Source organism: Moraxella sp. HMSC061H09 (assembly GCF_001809255.1).
Taxonomy (GTDB): domain Bacteria; phylum Pseudomonadota; class Gammaproteobacteria; order Pseudomonadales; family Moraxellaceae; genus Moraxella; species Moraxella catarrhalis.
This window is the reverse complement of sequence record NZ_KV796840.1, coordinates 17,681-35,250: the sequence shown is the minus strand read 5'-3', so window position 1 is coordinate 35,250 and position 17,570 is coordinate 17,681. Positions and strand designations below refer to the sequence as shown.

Annotated in this window: 20 protein-coding genes; 15 read left to right on the top strand and 5 right to left on the bottom strand. The window is 41.4% G+C overall.

Annotated features, from left to right (window positions below):
• Positions 1 to 41 precede the first annotated feature (41 nt).
• Genes HMPREF2573_RS03290 through HMPREF2573_RS03275 form a run of 4 tightly spaced genes read right to left on the bottom strand, consistent with a single transcriptional unit; the run spans position 42 to position 2,937 of the window.
• A complete protein-coding gene (locus HMPREF2573_RS03290) occupies positions 42 to 875 on the bottom strand; it encodes a metallophosphoesterase (RefSeq protein ID WP_070472539.1) in 834 nt (277 codons plus the stop codon).
• On the bottom strand, positions 868 to 1,671 hold the full coding sequence (locus tag HMPREF2573_RS03285; RefSeq protein WP_003658948.1) for a metal ABC transporter permease: 804 nt from the start codon (positions 1,669 to 1,671) through the stop codon (positions 868 to 870). Before HMPREF2573_RS03285 ends, HMPREF2573_RS03290 begins: the two co-directional genes overlap by 8 nt.
• Positions 1,668 to 2,444 (bottom strand): metal ABC transporter ATP-binding protein, encoded by a 777-nt coding sequence (locus HMPREF2573_RS03280; protein ID WP_003658950.1) that lies wholly within the window; start codon positions 2,442 to 2,444, stop codon positions 1,668 to 1,670. Before HMPREF2573_RS03280 ends, HMPREF2573_RS03285 begins: the two co-directional genes overlap by 4 nt.
• On the bottom strand, positions 2,422 to 2,937 hold the full coding sequence (locus HMPREF2573_RS03275) for a Fur family transcriptional regulator (RefSeq protein WP_003669351.1): 516 nt from the start codon (positions 2,935 to 2,937) through the stop codon (positions 2,422 to 2,424). Before HMPREF2573_RS03275 ends, HMPREF2573_RS03280 begins: the two co-directional genes overlap by 23 nt.
• Before the next feature lie 321 nt (positions 2,938 to 3,258).
• Between HMPREF2573_RS03275 and HMPREF2573_RS03270 the strand changes: the two genes are divergently transcribed.
• From HMPREF2573_RS03270 to HMPREF2573_RS03210, 13 genes are all read left to right on the top strand, one after another.
• Entirely contained in the window at positions 3,259 to 4,149 is an 891-nt protein-coding gene (locus tag HMPREF2573_RS03270) for a metal ABC transporter substrate-binding protein (RefSeq protein ID WP_003658954.1), read from the top strand.
• 85 nt (positions 4,150 to 4,234) lie between these two features.
• Positions 4,235 to 4,633, top strand: coding sequence for an ATP synthase subunit I (locus tag HMPREF2573_RS03265; RefSeq protein ID WP_003658956.1), 399 nt, complete (start codon positions 4,235 to 4,237; stop codon positions 4,631 to 4,633).
• Between the two features lie 550 nt (positions 4,634 to 5,183).
• Complete coding sequence (gene atpB, locus HMPREF2573_RS03260) at positions 5,184 to 6,053, top strand: F0F1 ATP synthase subunit A (RefSeq protein WP_003658960.1); 870 nt, start codon at positions 5,184 to 5,186, stop codon at positions 6,051 to 6,053.
• Positions 6,054 to 6,101: 48 nt separating this feature from the next.
• The gene (gene atpE, locus HMPREF2573_RS03255) at positions 6,102 to 6,347 is read left to right on the top strand and encodes a F0F1 ATP synthase subunit C (RefSeq protein ID WP_003658962.1); all 246 of its coding nucleotides are present in this window, start codon (positions 6,102 to 6,104) and stop codon (positions 6,345 to 6,347) included.
• Positions 6,348 to 6,434: 87 nt separating this feature from the next.
• Positions 6,435 to 6,902 carry a F0F1 ATP synthase subunit B gene (locus HMPREF2573_RS03250; protein WP_003658964.1) on the top strand — a complete coding sequence of 156 codons (468 nt, stop codon included), beginning with the start codon at positions 6,435 to 6,437 and terminating at the stop codon, positions 6,900 to 6,902.
• A gap of 12 nt (positions 6,903 to 6,914) precedes the next feature.
• Complete coding sequence (locus HMPREF2573_RS03245) at positions 6,915 to 7,463, top strand: F0F1 ATP synthase subunit delta (protein WP_003658966.1); 549 nt, start codon at positions 6,915 to 6,917, stop codon at positions 7,461 to 7,463.
• A gap of 34 nt (positions 7,464 to 7,497) precedes the next feature.
• Positions 7,498 to 9,042, top strand: coding sequence for a F0F1 ATP synthase subunit alpha (gene atpA, locus HMPREF2573_RS03240; RefSeq protein ID WP_070472536.1), 1,545 nt, complete (start codon positions 7,498 to 7,500; stop codon positions 9,040 to 9,042).
• A gap of 84 nt (positions 9,043 to 9,126) precedes the next feature.
• Complete coding sequence (gene atpG / locus HMPREF2573_RS03235; protein WP_003658971.1) at positions 9,127 to 9,999, top strand: F0F1 ATP synthase subunit gamma; 873 nt, start codon at positions 9,127 to 9,129, stop codon at positions 9,997 to 9,999.
• A 22-nt stretch (positions 10,000 to 10,021) separates the two neighbouring features.
• Positions 10,022 to 10,357, top strand: a complete 336-nt coding sequence (locus tag HMPREF2573_RS03230) for a hypothetical protein (RefSeq protein WP_070472533.1) — start codon at positions 10,022 to 10,024, stop codon at positions 10,355 to 10,357.
• Between the two features lie 88 nt (positions 10,358 to 10,445).
• The gene (gene atpD / locus HMPREF2573_RS03225; RefSeq protein WP_003658974.1) at positions 10,446 to 11,867 is read left to right on the top strand and encodes a F0F1 ATP synthase subunit beta; all 1,422 of its coding nucleotides are present in this window, start codon (positions 10,446 to 10,448) and stop codon (positions 11,865 to 11,867) included.
• 75 nt (positions 11,868 to 11,942) lie between these two features.
• The gene (locus tag HMPREF2573_RS03220; protein WP_003658976.1) at positions 11,943 to 12,362 is read left to right on the top strand and encodes a F0F1 ATP synthase subunit epsilon; all 420 of its coding nucleotides are present in this window, start codon (positions 11,943 to 11,945) and stop codon (positions 12,360 to 12,362) included.
• Positions 12,363 to 12,440: 78 nt separating this feature from the next.
• Positions 12,441 to 13,154, top strand: a complete 714-nt coding sequence (locus tag HMPREF2573_RS03215; protein WP_003658977.1) for a response regulator — start codon at positions 12,441 to 12,443, stop codon at positions 13,152 to 13,154.
• An 80-nt stretch (positions 13,155 to 13,234) separates the two neighbouring features.
• Positions 13,235 to 14,938, top strand: a complete 1,704-nt coding sequence (locus HMPREF2573_RS03210; protein WP_013107726.1) for an ATP-binding protein — start codon at positions 13,235 to 13,237, stop codon at positions 14,936 to 14,938.
• Here HMPREF2573_RS03210 and HMPREF2573_RS03205 read toward each other — a convergent pair.
• Positions 14,925 to 16,355, bottom strand: a complete 1,431-nt coding sequence (locus tag HMPREF2573_RS03205; RefSeq protein ID WP_003660872.1) for an ATP-binding protein — start codon at positions 16,353 to 16,355, stop codon at positions 14,925 to 14,927. The genes HMPREF2573_RS03210 and HMPREF2573_RS03205 overlap by 14 nt on opposite strands.
• A gap of 232 nt (positions 16,356 to 16,587) precedes the next feature.
• On the opposite strand from HMPREF2573_RS03205, the gene rpsP reads away from it, so the two are divergent.
• Together rpsP and rimM are read left to right on the top strand one after the other, a co-directional pair.
• Positions 16,588 to 16,836 carry a 30S ribosomal protein S16 gene (gene rpsP, locus HMPREF2573_RS03200; protein WP_003658982.1) on the top strand — a complete coding sequence of 83 codons (249 nt, stop codon included), beginning with the start codon at positions 16,588 to 16,590 and terminating at the stop codon, positions 16,834 to 16,836.
• Positions 16,837 to 16,982: 146 nt separating this feature from the next.
• Positions 16,983 to 17,540, top strand: a complete 558-nt coding sequence (rimM, locus tag HMPREF2573_RS03195) for a ribosome maturation factor RimM (RefSeq protein WP_003658984.1) — start codon at positions 16,983 to 16,985, stop codon at positions 17,538 to 17,540.
• The last annotated feature ends 30 nt before the right edge of the window (positions 17,541 to 17,570 follow it).

Sequence of the window (17,570 nt, the reverse complement as noted above, 5' to 3'; positions counted from 1 at the left end):
ATTGCGGTTACTATATCAAAAGATGATTAAAATAGCTAATATTAATTTGCATTATTAAGACAAAATGAATGCGTATTTTGCACAATTTGTATGTAACTTGATACGATGCCTTTGTTGTCAATCTGTATCATACGGCAGCCAGCAGGCGTGTCAGCAATTTGAAAATTATCCACAAAAGGCATGAATTGACGGTCTGTTGAAGGGCAGCTTAGCAACTGAACCTGATGTGCTGGTAGTGGATGCAGCGTATGTACTTGATGTACATGTCCGCACAAAATCGTGTGAACATGAGCGTGTTTTTTAATCACGCACCAAAAATCTTGATGATTTTTGAGTAGATGAGCATCTATCCAATCTGAACTGACCTTTGTGGGGTGGTGGTGTAGGGCGATGATGGTTTGTTCAAAGTGAGTGGTTAAAGTTTGATCAAGCCAAAGTAGTGTTTCATGAGTTAATAACCCAAATATTTCGCCTGATACACTGGAATTTAGTAATAAAATTTGCCAATCATGCCCTGCTTGAAAAGTATACCGAAAGCAATTTTTTAGGCGTCGATCGGGTAAAATCGGCACGTGTATCCGCTCTTGGTGTGCCAAATGAATGCCAATTTCGTGTGTCACATCATGATTGCCAGCGACAGCCAAATAGGGTATTTTGGTTGCTTGTAGCTGATTAAATAACCAATCATAAGCATCGCTATTACCATCATTCACCAAATCACCTGTCAAAAGCCATAAATCTGGGTTTAGATGCTTTGCTGTCTGAAAAACTGCCAAAAATCGCTGATAACTGGGGGCTTGACCAATGCCCCCCGTCAGGTGTAGATCGGATAATTGAACGATATTAAAGGTACGGTTGTTGGTGATGTTAGGCATATTTGCTTAGGATTTTTTTGCAGGCAAAGGTAATAAAAAAACCAATGGCAAGCATGAGTACGATGGATAAGCCTGTTTGAATGTCAAGCCACACACTCCCCCAAACCCCTGCGGTAACAGCCATTTGGGCAAATATGATGGATAAAAATACCATCATCGTTGGCGATTGTGCAAACAAACGGGCAATCAAGGCAGGTAATATGAGAAGTCCGCTGATTAATAGACTGCCAACCGCCTGAAGTGCCACAGCACAAAATCCCGCCAAAAGCCCCATAAAAAATAGGTGTTGGTGTAATGGGTTAATGCCCTGAATTTGGGCAAGTGCTTCAGAGGTTGCCAGCTTAACCTGAGATTGCCAAATGCGTTTTAAAATAACTAAGCCCATTGCAATTAGTATACCCAGTCTTGGTAAATCCGACCAATCCATATCAAGCAAGCTACCAAACAAAAATCCAAGCACATTTGCTTGTTGCTGGGTTAGCTGAGTGAGTGTCAGTAACCCCAAACAAAGTAGCGTAGACGCTAACACTGCCAAGGTGGCATCATTGGGCAATCTTTTATCTTTGAGCAAGGTTAAAGCGATGATGACGGCAATGCTAATCATACCAATGCCCAAATCAGCAGGCAGGTTTAGCCATACGGCAAACGCTATACCGAGCAATGCACCATGTGCCAAAGTATCCGAAAAAAAAGCCATACGCCGCCACAAGACTAGGCATCCTAAGGGTGCGGATAATAATGCAATCAAGACACCAGCAATCCAAGCAGGTGCGATAATTGGTAGCCAGTCACTCATGCGGTGTCTCGATGTCTATGGTTGCTCTCAAGATGCTCATGATCCAGATGATGATCGCAGTGTGTATGTTGATGGATGTAAGGTGCTTGATAGCCAAAAAGTTGTACAAATTCAGGTGCGATTGCAATTTGACTTGGCACACCTTGACAGCAGATGTGTTTATTTAAGCAGATGACACGGCGAGAGCCTTTCATGACCCAATGCAAATCGTGTGATACCACAAGCATCGCACATTGTAAAAACTCAGGCAGCTGATCTAAAAACTGATACAACCAGCTTTCACTTTCTGGATCTAGCCCTTGCATGGGTTCATCAAGGATTAATAGTTCAGGCTTATCTAATAAGGCGCGCACAAGTAGCACACGCTGCGTCTCGCCACCTGATAAATGATGCATCTGTTTGGATAATAACGATGTTATCGATAACTTGTCAAAAATATCATCTTTTTGAGCTTGATTTAATCGCTTTGGATTGGCCTGTCTGAGCAAATCTATGGCACGCAAGGGCAATATGGTTGGTATGTTAAAGCGTTGAGGCACATAGCTGATATGTCGCACTTTTTTGGTGATTTTACCGTGAGTTGGAGTTAATAAGCCCAAGATAAGCTTAACTAAGGTGGACTTGCCTGCACCATTTGGACCGATTAAGCTAATCATCTCGCCTGCATGAATATTCAGGCTGACACCACTCACCAAATCGCCATCGCTCACACGATAGCTGACTTGGTCTAATTGTAGGATGATAGGCGTATTATGGCTTTTGGTGGCAATCACGGCACACGCCTTTAAGCTCTATGGTGCTACGCTCAACCAAAAAGTTTGCATCTTTGGCGGCAAAATTCATCATACTATCAACAGGAAGATTGCTACATTCTTCCACTTTTTGACAGCATCGGCAGATTAAAAATGCCGCCGCGTGCCGATCTCTGGGGTGGCAACAAGGGACATAAGCATTCATGGAACTTAACTGGTGAATCAACCCTTCTTCAATCAAAAATTCCAATGAGCGATACACGGTTGGCGGTGCGATATTGGTTTTTTTTGCATTTGCATCAGATAAGCGGCTTTGTTGAAGTGCGCTGATTAAGTCATATGCACCCATGGGTTTTTCTGCTTGCAAAATTAGCTGAAAGACCTCTTCACGCAGTGGCGTAAATCTGGCACCTCGTTTGGCACAGTAGGCTTTTGCATCAGCCAAGCGCTGCTCGGGATTTTGATGATAACTATCATGATGATGGCTATGGCAGTGATGATGAGCTGAATGCATAACAACCTTTTAAAATTGGGTAATTAATCAATAATTATCAGTGATATCCGATTATGGGTATCCAATAATCCAATCACTGTGGGAGATTGATTTAGTCCATACATTGATAAATTTGACTGTGGATTAACGATTGACTTTATTTTTATCAGTTATATTATAGCAGTAGTAGTAATTATCAATCAAGGCCATCATTTTAAGTTATATTACAAACAAAACCAAGTTATTATCCAATTTTTATGGCAAGTCTTATGTTATAAAATAACATTTTTATGACAGCTGTGCTATAATTTTAATCATTTTTAGACATCAGGGTACTTATCAATGACAACATTTGCATTACGAACGCTTTTTAAAAGCTCTGTTTTGTATCAATCTTTAAAAGCTGTGATCCTATTACCCATCACCACGATTTTTTCAGTATCTGCGATGGCTGGCATGGTCAGCGTTAGTAATTATCCGCTTGCACTTTTGAGCCATGAAGTTACCCAAGGTCAGCATGATGCCAAAGTGCTGCTTACCGCTGGAGATGTTGGGCATCATGGCTCACTCTCACCAAGTAAAGTCAAATTGGTTGAAGATAGTGATTATGTCATTTGGTTTGGGGAATCGCTTGAACAAAATTTGGTCAAAACATTGGCAGATGCACCGAATGCAATTTCATTATTACAGTTTAATGCCTTCAACCGTCTGCCTTTAAGGCATATTGATGGCAGCCAAAAACCAGATTCAGAAGATGCACATATTTGGCTTGATCCAGAAAATGCTAAAGCCATTGTGCGTGCGTTGTCTGTGGTGCATGGTCATGCCAATCCAGAGCATAAAGCCAAATATGCCCAAAATGCCACAGATTTTGAGCGGCGTATGGATAAAGCCGTCCAAAGCGTACAGGTCAATGGCATGACACCATATTGGGCGTATCATGATGCTTTTCAGTATATCGAACAGGCGGCAGGACTGAAATTTGCAGGGGCTTTGACGCCTGATCATCACTTAAACCCAAAAGCCAGCCAATTTAAGCGACTGAATCAAACAAGACCGCAGCCATTTATGTGCCTTGCGTCTCAAGGGGTGGTCTCAGACGGCATTAAAAATAAACTTGGTAATGTCAATGTGACTATTATTCAAGAGGACATGAGTGGCATGGGTGAAGATTTTATCAGTGCATGGGTGGCACAGGTGAATGCACTACAAACATGTGCTGGCATCAAATAATTCTTGCTTCGTGTCAGATGGCTCTTTATAATCAAGCCTTTTAATCAAAATCAAAATCAAAATCAAAATCAAAATCATGAAGCTTATGAGCCGTCCTGCCCAGCGTAATAAAAAATCTGCCATCTATCAAGTCCAAATGCGTCAAATTTGGGTCGTTTTGGGCGTCATGATATTTGGCTTGGTACTCAGTTATGTGATGGCAGATGGCGATAGGCTGATTGCCAAAGGTTTGTCGATTGGTGCTTTGATTGCCTTTATTGGACAGTTGATTTTTACTCGCATCGCTTACCACACTGTGGGTGCTAAGCACGCTCGTCAAATCATGCTGAATACTTATTTGGGCTTTGTGATCAAATGGGCGACGACCTTAGCTTTATTTGCTTTTGTGTTCTTAAAGATTCAACCAATCAGCACAGTTTCGGTTATCATAGGATATATCATCTTGATTATCAGCCAAAATTTGGTCTTGATCAAGATGAAATAATTTGCCCATAAAATCCCCACTTGCATCATTTGTATCAGAATTATCAATCAATCAACCCATAAAGACCATGTATCTTAGATAGAAAATCGAGTAATGTATCAGTAGCTTTTGTGAAACATTAGATTATTTTAAAATATTAGTAATATTAGCTATCATTGATAAAACTCTTGAAAATAGTTTGATAACAAATTGTTTGCTCTTAAGAAAATCATAAAATTATGCAATTTTCCCATAAATTTGTAAAATTTCGGCAATAAAATGGTGATTTGGTCTTTACATATTGCCAACACTAAAGTAAGATACTCTATTAGTTACAAGTACAATTTATTGTTATGAATTTCATAAGTATTTATGAAATTCATTGATTTTTTAAATCAATGCAAAAGTATGGATTTTGTCGAAATTAATGGACAAGGGAAGTACGGTTGATAAAATATTAATCAGCCAAGCTGCTAACAATGGATTGAAAAGAGTTAAATGGTAACTTCGTTTTTTGATTTGGCGTTTATCACCAATTTTTCTTTTTTGAGTTAAAATAAGAAGCTTATTTATGGCAGCCGAACAGACATCTACAGAATATATTGCTCACCATTTGACCAATTGGACATTTGGACACCACCCTGAATTGGGCTGGAAAGTGGCTCATGATGCCGCTGAAGCTCAGCAGATGGGATTTATGGCGATCCATGTGGACTCCATGCTTTGGTCAATTGGTTTGGGTATTTTCTTTTTGGCGCTTTTTTGGGCGGTTGGTCGTAAAGCGACTTCAGGCGTTCCAACTAAGCTACAAGCTTTTGTTGAGATGATTGTTGATTTCGTAGACAACAGTGTTCGTGAGTCTTACAATGGTCCATCAAAGCTGATAGCACCGCTGTCATTGACGATTTTTGTGTGGATTTTTTTGATGAACTTAATGGATTTGGTGCCTATTGACTGGATACCAAGCCTGGCTCAATGGGTAGGTTCATTAATGGGTCATGATCCACATCATGTATATTTCAAAATTGTACCAACCACAGACCCAAATATTACTTTGGGTATGGCGATTGGCGTATTTTTCTTAATCATTGGTTTTGGTTTGAAATATAAAGGCGTTGGTGGCTTTATTGCAGAATTTACATTGCATCCTTTTAGTGCAAAAAATCCAATTTTGCAAGCTATCTTAATCCCAATTAACCTAGTACTTGAAATTGTTACCTTATTAGCAAAACCAATCTCATTGGGACTGCGTCTATTTGGTAACATGTACGCAGGTGAGCTTATTTTCATCTTGATTGCACTGATGCCATTTTGGATTCAGTGGGCACTGAGCGTGCCTTGGGCAATCTTCCATATTCTAGTTATTACTCTTCAGGCGTTCGTGTTTATGATGTTGACGATTGTATACTTGTCGTTAATCTCAGCAGAATCCGAACATTAATTTGAACCTTTTTTAATAACCCTTGATTTTAGGTCATAAGGAGACATCATGGATCCAGTAATCGCACAGTACACACTACTTGCAGTAGCTCTACTAATCGGTGCAGGTGCACTAGCAACAGGTATTGGTTTTGCTATCCTAGGCGGTAAATTCCTAGAAAGTACCGCTCGTCAACCTGAGCTTGGTTCACAACTACAGACCAAAATGTTCATCGTTGCAGGTCTGCTTGACGCTGTACCAATGATTGGTGTTGGTATCGCAATGCTTCTATTGTTCGCCAACCCATTCGCATAAGCTGAAACCGTCAGTTTAACGACCACCTTTGGGTCTTAGAAACAAAGGTGGGCATCACCTGACTTTCACTAACAACGAGGTGATTGGATGATCAATTTAACCATTTTCGGTCAGCTGATTGCTTTTGCAATCTTTGTGCTATTTTGCATGAAGTTTGTATGGCCACCACTGATCGGCGCGATTAATGAGCGTCAACGCAAAATCGAAGAAGGCTTAAATGCCGCAGAAAAAGCAAAAGCGGATTTGGTTTCTGCTGAAAAGCAAGTAGAGGCAGAATTTGCAGCTGCTAAAACCGAAGCTGCATCTATCATTGAGCGTGCGAATAAAACCGCTAACCAAATGATTGAAGATGCTAAAGAACAAGCTCGCCTTGAAGGCGAACGCATCATCGTTGCAGCTCATGCAGCTGTAGAGCAAGAAGCTGCCCAAACTCGTGAACAACTTCGCTCACAGGTTGCCAGTCTTGCTGTACTGGGTGCCGAAAAGATTTTGCAAGACAAAATCAATGAACAAGAACACGCCAGCATGCTTGAACAGTTGGCGGCTAAGCTGTAATTAGAGGATATCATGGCTGAACTTACTACCTTAGCTAGACCATATGCCAAAGCAGCATTTGATTACGCTAAAGAGCATAATGCGATCAGCAATTGGGAAGCTTTTTTGTTGATTGCAAGCGATGTTGTACGCAATGAAGATTTTGCTTCACTGCTGAACAATCCAGCCATTTCTGCACAACAAAAAGCAGATATTCTGATGGATGCCTATGGCAAATTAACAGCAGAGCAAGCATCACAAGCGTTAACCAACTTTATAAAACAGTTGGCAGAGCATGACAGATTGGCGCTTATGCCTGAAATCACTGCTCATTACACCAAGCTAAAATCACAAGAGCTTAAACAGGTTGATGCTTATGTAACTTCAGCCTTTCCACTAACCGAAGCTCAAAGTAAAAAGCTTCAAGAGCGATTAGCACTTTCAACAGGTTCTATCGTGATTTTGCACGAATCTGTAGACCCAAATTTGTTGGGTGGAGCTACGATCAAGGTGGGTGACAAGTTTACTGATGGCTCAGTGCGTGGCAAGTTAAAACAATTAAAGACTCAGCTAACTGCGTAAGTAGTCAGCTGTCTAAATCAAAGGAAACAAGGCAATGCAACAATTGAATCCAGCCGAAATCAGCAATCTGATTAAGCAGCGTATTCAAGACCTTGACGTAAGCGCAACTGCAAAAACTGAAGGCGTTATCGTCAGTGTCTCTGATGGTATTGTGCAAATCCATGGCCTAGAAGAAGCTATGTATGGCGAGATGATCGAGTTTGAAGGCGGTGTGTATGGTATGGCACTAAACCTTGAACAAGATTCAGTCGGTGCAGTTGTACTGGGTGAATATCTGTCCCTACAAGAAGGTCAAAAAGCATATTGCACAGGTCGTATTTTGGAAGTACCCGTAGGTCCTGAACTACTTGGTCGTGTCGTCGATGCATTGGGTAACCCAATCGATGGCAAAGGTCCTATTAATGCCAAGCTGACCGATAAAGTTGAAAAAATCGCTCCTGGTGTTATCGCTCGTCAGTCTGTTGATGAGCCTGTCATGACTGGTTATAAAGCAGTTGATACCATGATTCCTATTGGGCGTGGTCAGCGTGAGCTTATCATTGGCGACCGTCAAACTGGTAAAACCGCTTTGGCAATCGATGCGATTATTGCTCAGAAAAACTCAGGCATTAAGTGCGTGTATGTTGCTATTGGTCAAAAACGCTCAACCATTGCAAATGTGGTGCGTAAATTAGAAGAAACAGGCGCATTGGCTTATACGACTGTTGTTGTTGCGTCTGCCTCTGAGCCAGCAGCATTACAATATATCGCTCCATATTCTGGTTGTACGATGGGTGAGTACTTCCGTGATCGTGGTGAAGATGCCTTGATTGTTTATGACGACCTATCAAAACAAGCTGTCGCTTATCGTCAGATTTCCTTGCTATTACGCCGTCCACCAGGGCGTGAAGCATACCCTGGTGATGTATTTTATCTACACTCACGCCTGTTAGAGCGTGCATCTCGTGTCAATGCTGACTATGTAGAAGCGTTTACGGGTGGCGAGGTTAAAGGTAAAACTGGATCTTTGACAGCATTGCCCATCATTGAGACTCAAGCAGGGGATGTATCAGCATTCGTACCTACTAATGTGATCTCAATTACCGATGGTCAGATTTTCTTAGAGTCTAATCTATTTAACTCAGGTATTCGCCCTGCGGTAAACGCTGGTATCTCAGTATCTCGTGTGGGTGGTGCAGCTCAGACCAAAATCATCAAAAAGCTCTCAGGTGGTATCCGTACAGCACTTGCTCAGTATCGTGAACTTGCTGCGTTTGCCCAGTTTGCCTCTGATTTGGATGATGCAACCAAACAACAGTTGGAACATGGTGTGCGTGTGACTGAGCTGATGAAGCAAAAGCAATACGCACCGATGTCTATTGCTGATCAAGCGGCAGTTATCTACGCCTCAAATGAAGGCTATTTGTCTGATGTACCTGTAGAAAAAATTGGTGCATTTGAAGAGGCTTTCTTACGCTACCTACGCAACGATCATGCTGCATTGATGAGTGAAATTGATGAAACTGCCAACTATAATGATGACATCGAAAGTCGTCTAAAAGCTGCAGTTGAGTCATTTAAAGCATCAGCAAGCTACTGATTGTAGCAAAGAAATATGGTGTGTTAAGCGTTGGTTTTAACGCACCATAAACCCTTTTATAATAAGTCCAGTATTGGAATAATTATGGCAAGCTTAAAAGAAATTCGTGCTAAAGTAACCAGCATTAAAAGTACGCAAAAGATTACGCGTGCAATGCAGATGGTGGCTGCCAGTAAGATGCGTCGTGCCCAAGAGAGAATGGAATTGGGTCGTCCTTATTCAGATGGTATACGCCGTGTCATTTCACATTTGGTGCAAGCGCAATCAGATTATAAGCATCCCTATATGATTAACCGTCCGGTCAATCGTGTTGGTTTTGTGGTTGTAACTTCTGACCGTGGTTTGGCAGGTGGTTTGAACATCAATCTATTCAAAAACTTGTTAAAAACAGTCAAAAGCTATCAAGAGCAGTCAGTTGAAATTGAATTTGCAGTAATAGGTGCAAAAGGCGTGGGCTTTTTTAAGAACTTTGGCGGTAGAGTAACCTCAGCTGTCACTGATTATGGCGATAACCCTGCACTTGAGCAAATTAATACACCAGTTCAAACCATGCTTGATGATTATCTCAATGGAAAATTAGATCGCATTTACTTGGTGTATAACCAGTTTATCAATGCTATGGCTCAAAAACCCGTGGTTGAACAGATTGTACCATTGGCAGAGAGTGAGTTTGATGACACTGAGCTTCAGGCACACAGTTGGGATTATATTTATGAGCCAGACACCAAAACGCTCATTGATAGCCTACTATTGCGTTACATTGAATCTGTAGTCTACCAATCCGTTCGAGAGAATATTGCCTCTGAACAGTCAGCCCGTATGGTGGCGATGAAAGCAGCGACAGATAATGCTGGTAACTTAATTAAAGATTTACAATTGGTTTATAATAAGCTCAGACAGGCAGCGATTACACGAGAAATCTCGGAAATCGTTGGTGGTGCTGCCGCTGTTTCTTAGGGAATCATTTAAGGCGTTTAATATGTTAAATCATCATATTCGCCTGACTATTTCCGCTTTACTGACGGCACTTTTGGTAACAGGTTGTGTTTCTACTGGTAATGTTGCAATGAAAGAGCAAAACCAACAAACCATTGAGCAGACCATCATTAAGGGCAAGACCAATAAGCAAGAGATTTTTGGTAGATTTGGTTCTGCTGATAGCATCTCTTTTATGATAGTGGTAATAAAATTTGGACATACCGCCATACTCGCTCCAAACCGATGGCAAGAAATTTTATCCCTTATAATTTCTTTTCTTTGGGTGAAACCATACAGACCAAAGAACTTGTCATTTTATTTGACAGCAAAGGCATAGTTTCAAATTATACTTTTAGAGAAACCGCCAACCAATCCAAAGCTGGTTTGGCAGAATAAAAAACAAGATAAGCAAGCAGGAGAACGCAATGAGCGGTCGTATTGTACAGATTATTGGTGCGGTAATTGATGTTGAGTTTAGCCGTGGCGATGTCCCCCAAATCTTTGATGCACTTCATGTTGATGGTACTGAAACCACCCTTGAAGTCCAACAACAGTTAGGTGATGGTGTGGTGCGTACCATTGCCATGGGTTCTACCGAAGGCTTAAAGCGTGGCTTGCCTGTCTCTAATTCAGGTGCACCCATTTCGGTACCAGTCGGTCAAGCAACACTGGGTCGCATTATGGATGTCCTAGGTCGCCCAATCGATGAAGCAGGTCCGGTAAATGCTGAACAAAAATGGTCCATTCATCGTGAAGCACCAAGTTATGATGAACAGTCAAATAGTACAGAACTTTTAGAAACAGGCATCAAAGTGATTGATTTGCTTTGTCCATTTGCCAAAGGTGGTAAAGTCGGTCTGTTCGGTGGTGCTGGTGTTGGTAAGACCGTTAACATGATGGAGCTTATCAATAATATCGCCCTAAAACACTCAGGTCTGTCGGTTTTTGCTGGTGTGGGTGAGCGTACTCGTGAGGGTAATGACTTCTACCATGAAATGCAAGAAGCAGGCGTTGTTAATACCGAAGATTTTACTCAGTCAAAAGTTGCCATGGTTTATGGTCAGATGAATGAGCCACCAGGAAACCGTCTGCGTGTTGCCTTAACTGGTTTGACCATGGCAGAGTATTTCCGTGATGAAAAAGACGAAGCAACGGGCAAAGGCCGTGATGTTCTGCTGTTCGTTGATAATATTTATCGTTACACATTGGCAGGTACTGAGGTATCAGCACTTTTAGGTCGTATGCCATCTGCGGTAGGTTATCAGCCGACTTTGGCCGAAGAGATGGGCTTGCTACAAGAGCGTATCACCTCCACCCAATCAGGCTCAATTACATCTGTGCAGGCGGTTTATGTACCAGCAGATGACTTGACTGACCCATCACCTGCAACGACTTTCGCTCACTTAGATGCAACGGTTGTACTAAGCCGTGATATTGCATCACAAGGCATTTATCCTGCGGTTGACCCACTAGACTCAACATCTCGTCAGTTAGACCCACAGGTTATTGGTGAGGAGCATTACAGCGTAGCGCGTGGCGTGCAAGAGGTGCTACAACGCTACAAAGAGCTAAAAGACATCATCGCCATCTTGGGTATGGATGAATTGTCAGAAGAGGATAAACTGGTGGTTTATCGTGCTCGTAAAATCCAGCGTTTCTTGTCTCAGCCATTCCATGTGGCAGAAGTGTTCACAGGGGCACCTGGTAAATATGTGGCATTGCGTGATACCATCGCTGGCTTTAAAGCAATCATCAATGGTGAGTATGACGATCTACCAGAGCAAGCATTCTATATGGTTGGCGGTATTGACGAAGTTGTTGCTAAAGCTGAAAAATTAAAAGCATAAACTGACGCAGCCACAGTCAGGTAGGGATTTGGCTGTGGCATGATCTAACGACTGCTGGTCTATTGGGAGGATGATATGGCAACTTTTAAGTGCCGAGTGGTAAGTGCTAGAGAAGAGATATATGTCGGTGATATTAGTATGTTGATTGCAAATGGTCACTCTGGCGAAATTGGCATTCTGGCGGGTCATACACCATTGATTACTTTGCTAAAACCAGGTCCTATGCGTATGAAATCTGCCGATGGATCAAGCGAAGAGGTGGTTTATGTGTCAGGTGGCGTACTCGAGGTGCAGCCTCATGTTGTGACAGTTTTGGCTGATTCTGCCGAACGAGCATATGATTTGGATGAAGCAAAAATTGCCGAAGCTCGTCGCAATGCTGAGCAGGCTTTGGCAAATCAAAGTGCCAATATTGACACAACTGCTGCTCTAACCGCATTGGCAGAATCATTAGCACAGTTACAAACCATTCAAAAATACAAAAATCGTGCTTAAGATGATTGACATGATTAAATCATGATAAAATAAAATCAGTTTAGGTTATTGTGGCGATCACATCACTTTAGGATAATTATGACTACTGAAAAAGAAAACATGCCTAGAATCTTAATCGTCGAAGATGATGAAAGATTGGCAATGCTGACACAAGATTATTTACGAAAAAATGGGCTTGATGTGGCTATTGAGACTGATGGTGCTCGTGCCATTCGTCGCATTATCGGTGAGCAGCCTGATTTGGTTGTGCTTGATGTCATGCTGCCTGGAAGTGATGGTTTGGCGGTTTGTCGTGAAGTTCGTGCACATTATCAGCAGCCTATCTTGATGTTGACTGCACGAACAGATGATATGGATCAAGTATTAGGGCTTGAAATGGGGGCGGATGATTATGTGGCAAAACCCGTTCAGCCCCGTGTGCTATTAGCTCGCATTCGTGCTTTATTGCGTCGCTCTGATACTGTGCCATCTGATACCTCTCCACAACGCTTAGAGTTTGGTGATTTGGTCATTGATAATGGTGGTCGTTCGGTTACGCTTAATGACGAATTGGTAGACTTTACCAGCGCTGAATATGATTTGTTGTGGTTGCTGGCATCAAATGCAGGTCGAATTTTATCTCGTGAAGATATTTTTGAAAGACTCCGTGGTATTGAATATGATGGTCAAGACCGTTCCATTGATGTACGTATTTCTCGCATTCGCCCCAAAATTGGCGATGACTCAGAAAACCCAAAACGCATCAAAACCGTACGCAGTAAAGGCTATCTATTTGTTAAAGAAGGCAATTAATTCACGGCATTTTGTTTCGACAAAGTGATACGTGTGAAGCCAGCTATTGCTGGCTTTCATTTTATCAGGCGCTGTTTGATATGACTTTGGTTAGTTTTACAGAAAGAAGTATCTTTTTTAGAATTTATGCAGGACTTTTGCTTGTCTGCTTATCTGTTGCTTTTTTTGCGTATCTATTGGTAGATACCATTAACCAAGAACGGGCTCAGTCTTATCGAGAAACAGTGGCAACGGGCGTTTTTTATTTGATTGGTCAAGGTGCCATTCATCAAGAAACCAACGCCCAAAAAAATTATTGGTTAAATGATATCAGTGCGTTATTTGGGAGTAATTTTGAAATTATTCCCATGGATGCTATCGAATTTAAAGCCAGAGAAATGCGTCGCATTGAAGAGGCAAAAACTGTTGTACGGTACGATCCTTACACCAATCAATCAACATTTTACCATCGTCTTGAGGGTACTGATGAGATTTTGACGGTCAAATTGGCTCAGGTTGGTGAGCGTCAAGTGCGTGCCATGACCATTTTTTTGTTAGATGATTTATCGTATTTTCATGGTTATGAGCAAAAACAGGCTCGCCTTGAATATTTGAGTGAAAAATTCAGTTATCCGATTTATCAACAGTCTATCAATAATTTGCATCTTGACCATGATCAAATTGCCAGACTAAAACGGGATGAATTGGTCATTTCTTATCAAGATGGGATTCGAGGTCAAAATTCTACCATGTCGTTCATTGTTGCCTCAGAGGTAGAAGATATGGTAATTGTAGTCGGTCCTGTGACTTTATTTAATTGGTTTCCGCTGAATCTTTTGGCAAGTGTTGCACTGATTTGTGTTTTATTGATTGCACTTGGCGTGTATGCTTTGATTTTTCCTTTAGAAAGGCGTCTTCAGTTGCTACAACTTGGTGTTAATCGTGTGGCTCAGGGTAATCTTGATACCAAAGTTCAAGTAGTGGGACAAGATGACATTGCCAGATTGTCAATGACATTTAATGCCATGACAGAACACATCAAACGCTTGATTGAATCACAAAGAGAGCTTACTCGAGCGGTATCACACGAACTGCGAACACCTGTTGCACGCATTCGCTTTGCGGTCGATATGCTTGCTGATACAGACGATGAAGACTCTCGGCAGCTGCAAAGACAGTTTATTGATGAAGATATTGAGTCGCTCAATGAATTGATTGATGAGATTTTGACTTACGCAAAGCTTGAGGAGGGTTCTCCGAAGCTTGATTGGGAGATGGTGAATTTGTGTGACCTGACCGAGCAAATTGAGCGTGAAACCAATGCATTAGGCAAGCCCATTCAACTGATTTGTAAATTACCACCTGCTAAAGCTGTGGCGATGGCAGATAGGCGGTATCTACACCGTGTGGTTCAAAATTTGGTTGGTAATGCACTGCGTTATGCACAATCAACCATCATGCTAAGTGCTGGCGTTGTTAAGGGTGAGGCGTTTATCAGTGTTGAAGATGATGGGCATGGTATTTCTGAGGAAAATCGTGAAAAAGTTTTTATCCCATTTGCCAGATTAGATGATAGCAGAACTCGGGCGTCGGGTGGTTATGGTTTGGGGTTGTCTATTGTTAGTCGAATTGCATTTTGGTTTAATGCCAAGCTATCGGTAGATGAAAGCCCAACGCTGCATGGTGCAAGGTTCATTATGAAATGGCCTGCAAAGCAAGTGGGCGTTGTGGTTGCAGCCGATGAGTTGACTCAAGACAGAGTTGAAAAAACCATCCATCAAAAAGGCAGTATTAAGCCAGATTAGCTGGCGTAGTGTCAAAATCATCATTTGGCGTATCATTAATCTGGGTCATTAACGGGATTTTGATACAAACTTGTAGCCCGCCATTGGGATGATTGATGGCCTCAACGACACCTTGATGCAGATGAGCAATGCGACTGACGATGGCAAGACCCAGTCCGCTACCTTGTGTGGTACGAGCAGACTCACCACGCTCAAACGGCTGCATAATTCGCTCCAATTGGTCTTCAGCAACGCCTTCACCTTCATCTTTGACGCATAAAACCAGTGTTGGGTAGTGATCAAAGATATGATCATTTTGTGTGTTCTGAGCTGGGGGTATGATTTTTGCGATCAAATGTATTGGCTGCTCTCCATAGCGAATGGCGTTATTGACCAAATTGACAATTAACCGCTTTATTGATAAAGTTCGGACAGGCACAGGTTGAGTAATGGTTGAGTTGTAAATAAACTGAATACCATCAAACTGAACCAAAATTTCTTTAAATATTGCATCCAAATTGGTTGGTTTAACAGGCTCATCAGAACCATCTTTCATAAAAGAGATGAATTGTTCTAAAATGGCATCCATATCTTCAATGTCATAGACCAAACCCTCACGGAAAAATTCATCAGGCAGCATCTCGGCAGTCAGCCGCATACGAGTTAAAGGTGTTCGCAAATCATGACTGATACCTGCAAGCATAATAGTGCGTTCTTTTTGGGCTTGATTGAGGGTTGTAAAGAGCCGATTAAATGCTGTATTGGCTTTGCGAATTTCATTGGGCCCTGTTTGGGTGGGTAAGGTGGTTGCGTGACCATGAAGGATATAATTGTTTGCAGCACGCTCTAATTTTTTTAAAGGACGGTTTAGTCCTCGTACCAAAACTAAAATAGTCATAATGGTCAGTAGTGGCAAGCCAAATAAAAATCCGTAAATAACGCCTGTGCTGTACTGTGAATAATACATCATCGGCTCACGAATCCAGATATCAGGATGAGCGCTGTCATGAATCCAAAGTTTGGGGGTGGGTTTGAATTTAAAATACACTTCCACCTCACGACCAAGTGATTGCGATATTTCTTCTGCCATAATTTGGGTAAGATAAACAACTACAGGTTTATCGGTGATGCTTGGAAAATCTTGGGGATTGGTGATGATTTCAATGTGCGTATTGTCTGTTAGCCATTGCATAAATTCAGGATTATCATGCCATTTATCGCCCACTGAGGTTAATAGTTTAATTTCCGTGGATAAATAACTGGCATGGTTTCTAAGCTCAGGCAAATAAAGGCTTCTCCAAAATAATGATATGGATAATGCAACACTAACAAAGACAATAAAGCATACCATGAGCAATGTTTGTAGCGTATTCGAATACAGTTTATAATTAAGTTTTGCTAAAAAAATTCGAAATTTTTTATTCGTGTTTTTATTCATGACCAGCTGCCTATGATTTGCCCAAGCGTATTTTAACACAGCTTGAACCGAGCTTTTTAAGCAAATTTTGATAAAAATTCATTTTTTGCTTTTAACTTGAGTAATTTCTTGTTATAATTAGTCTTTTAGTGGTTCAGGTTCGAACGGCTCATCCTCATTAATATCGAATCTGTACCATGCTCTAATTCTTGCAAATGATTTTTAGATTTTTATTTTATAAAAGAGAGTTATCATGGTAGTTATTCGTCTAGCTCGTGGCGGTTCAAAAAAGCGTCCATTTTATCAAGTTGTTGTTGCTGATAAGCGCGCATCTCGTGATGGTCGTTTTATCGAGAAAATCGGCTTTTTTAACCCAATGGCACGAGGTCAAGAAGTTGAAACCCGCATTGATTTAGAAGCTTATAATGCTTGGATTGCCAAAGGTGCACAGCCAACAGAGCGTGTTGCTTCTTTAGTCAAAGCTTTGAATAAAGCTGCTTAATCATTCTTATTAAGTACGGTTTGCGTTCAAATTGAGCGTAAACCGTTTTGTGCTATTTGATTTACTATTATATTGATGTATCAAAGATCCCATTTTTGGGTATTTTTAGATCATCAACCGATATTTAAGTACTTATTAACTTGTATATGACCAAGCCAAACCTTTGTAAAACAAATCTGGTACCTGATGCTTCTGAGATGATTAAGATTGCTACCTTAAAAAAACCTTACGGCATCAAAGGTTGGCTCTGGGTTTTTAGCCAGACCGACGAAAGAGCCAGCATTTTTCAGATGCAACCTTGGTGGATGAAAACGGCAACAGGGTTTAAGCCATTAACTGTTAAAGATTGGCGTATCCAAGGTCAGGGTTTGGTTGCTTGCTTTAATGAAGTGCCTGATCGCAATGTTGCTGAAACGATGAACGGTACGAGTATTTGGGTTTGTAAAGACCATTTACCTAAGCTTGCTGATGATGAATATTATTGGTCAGATTTGATCGGTTTGACTGTGATGAATGAGCAAGCAGAAAATCTTGGGGTTATCAAAGAGATGTTTGAGACAGGTGCTCATGAGATTATCTCACTTAAGCCAACAGCACAGAGCATTGATAATGAACCTCGTTTGATCCCATGGCATAGCGATGTGGTGCTTTCGGTTGATTTGAGTGCTGGGACGATGCTTGTAGCTTGGCAATCTGATTATTAGCCATCATTCGTGATTTGATTTAGGATAATT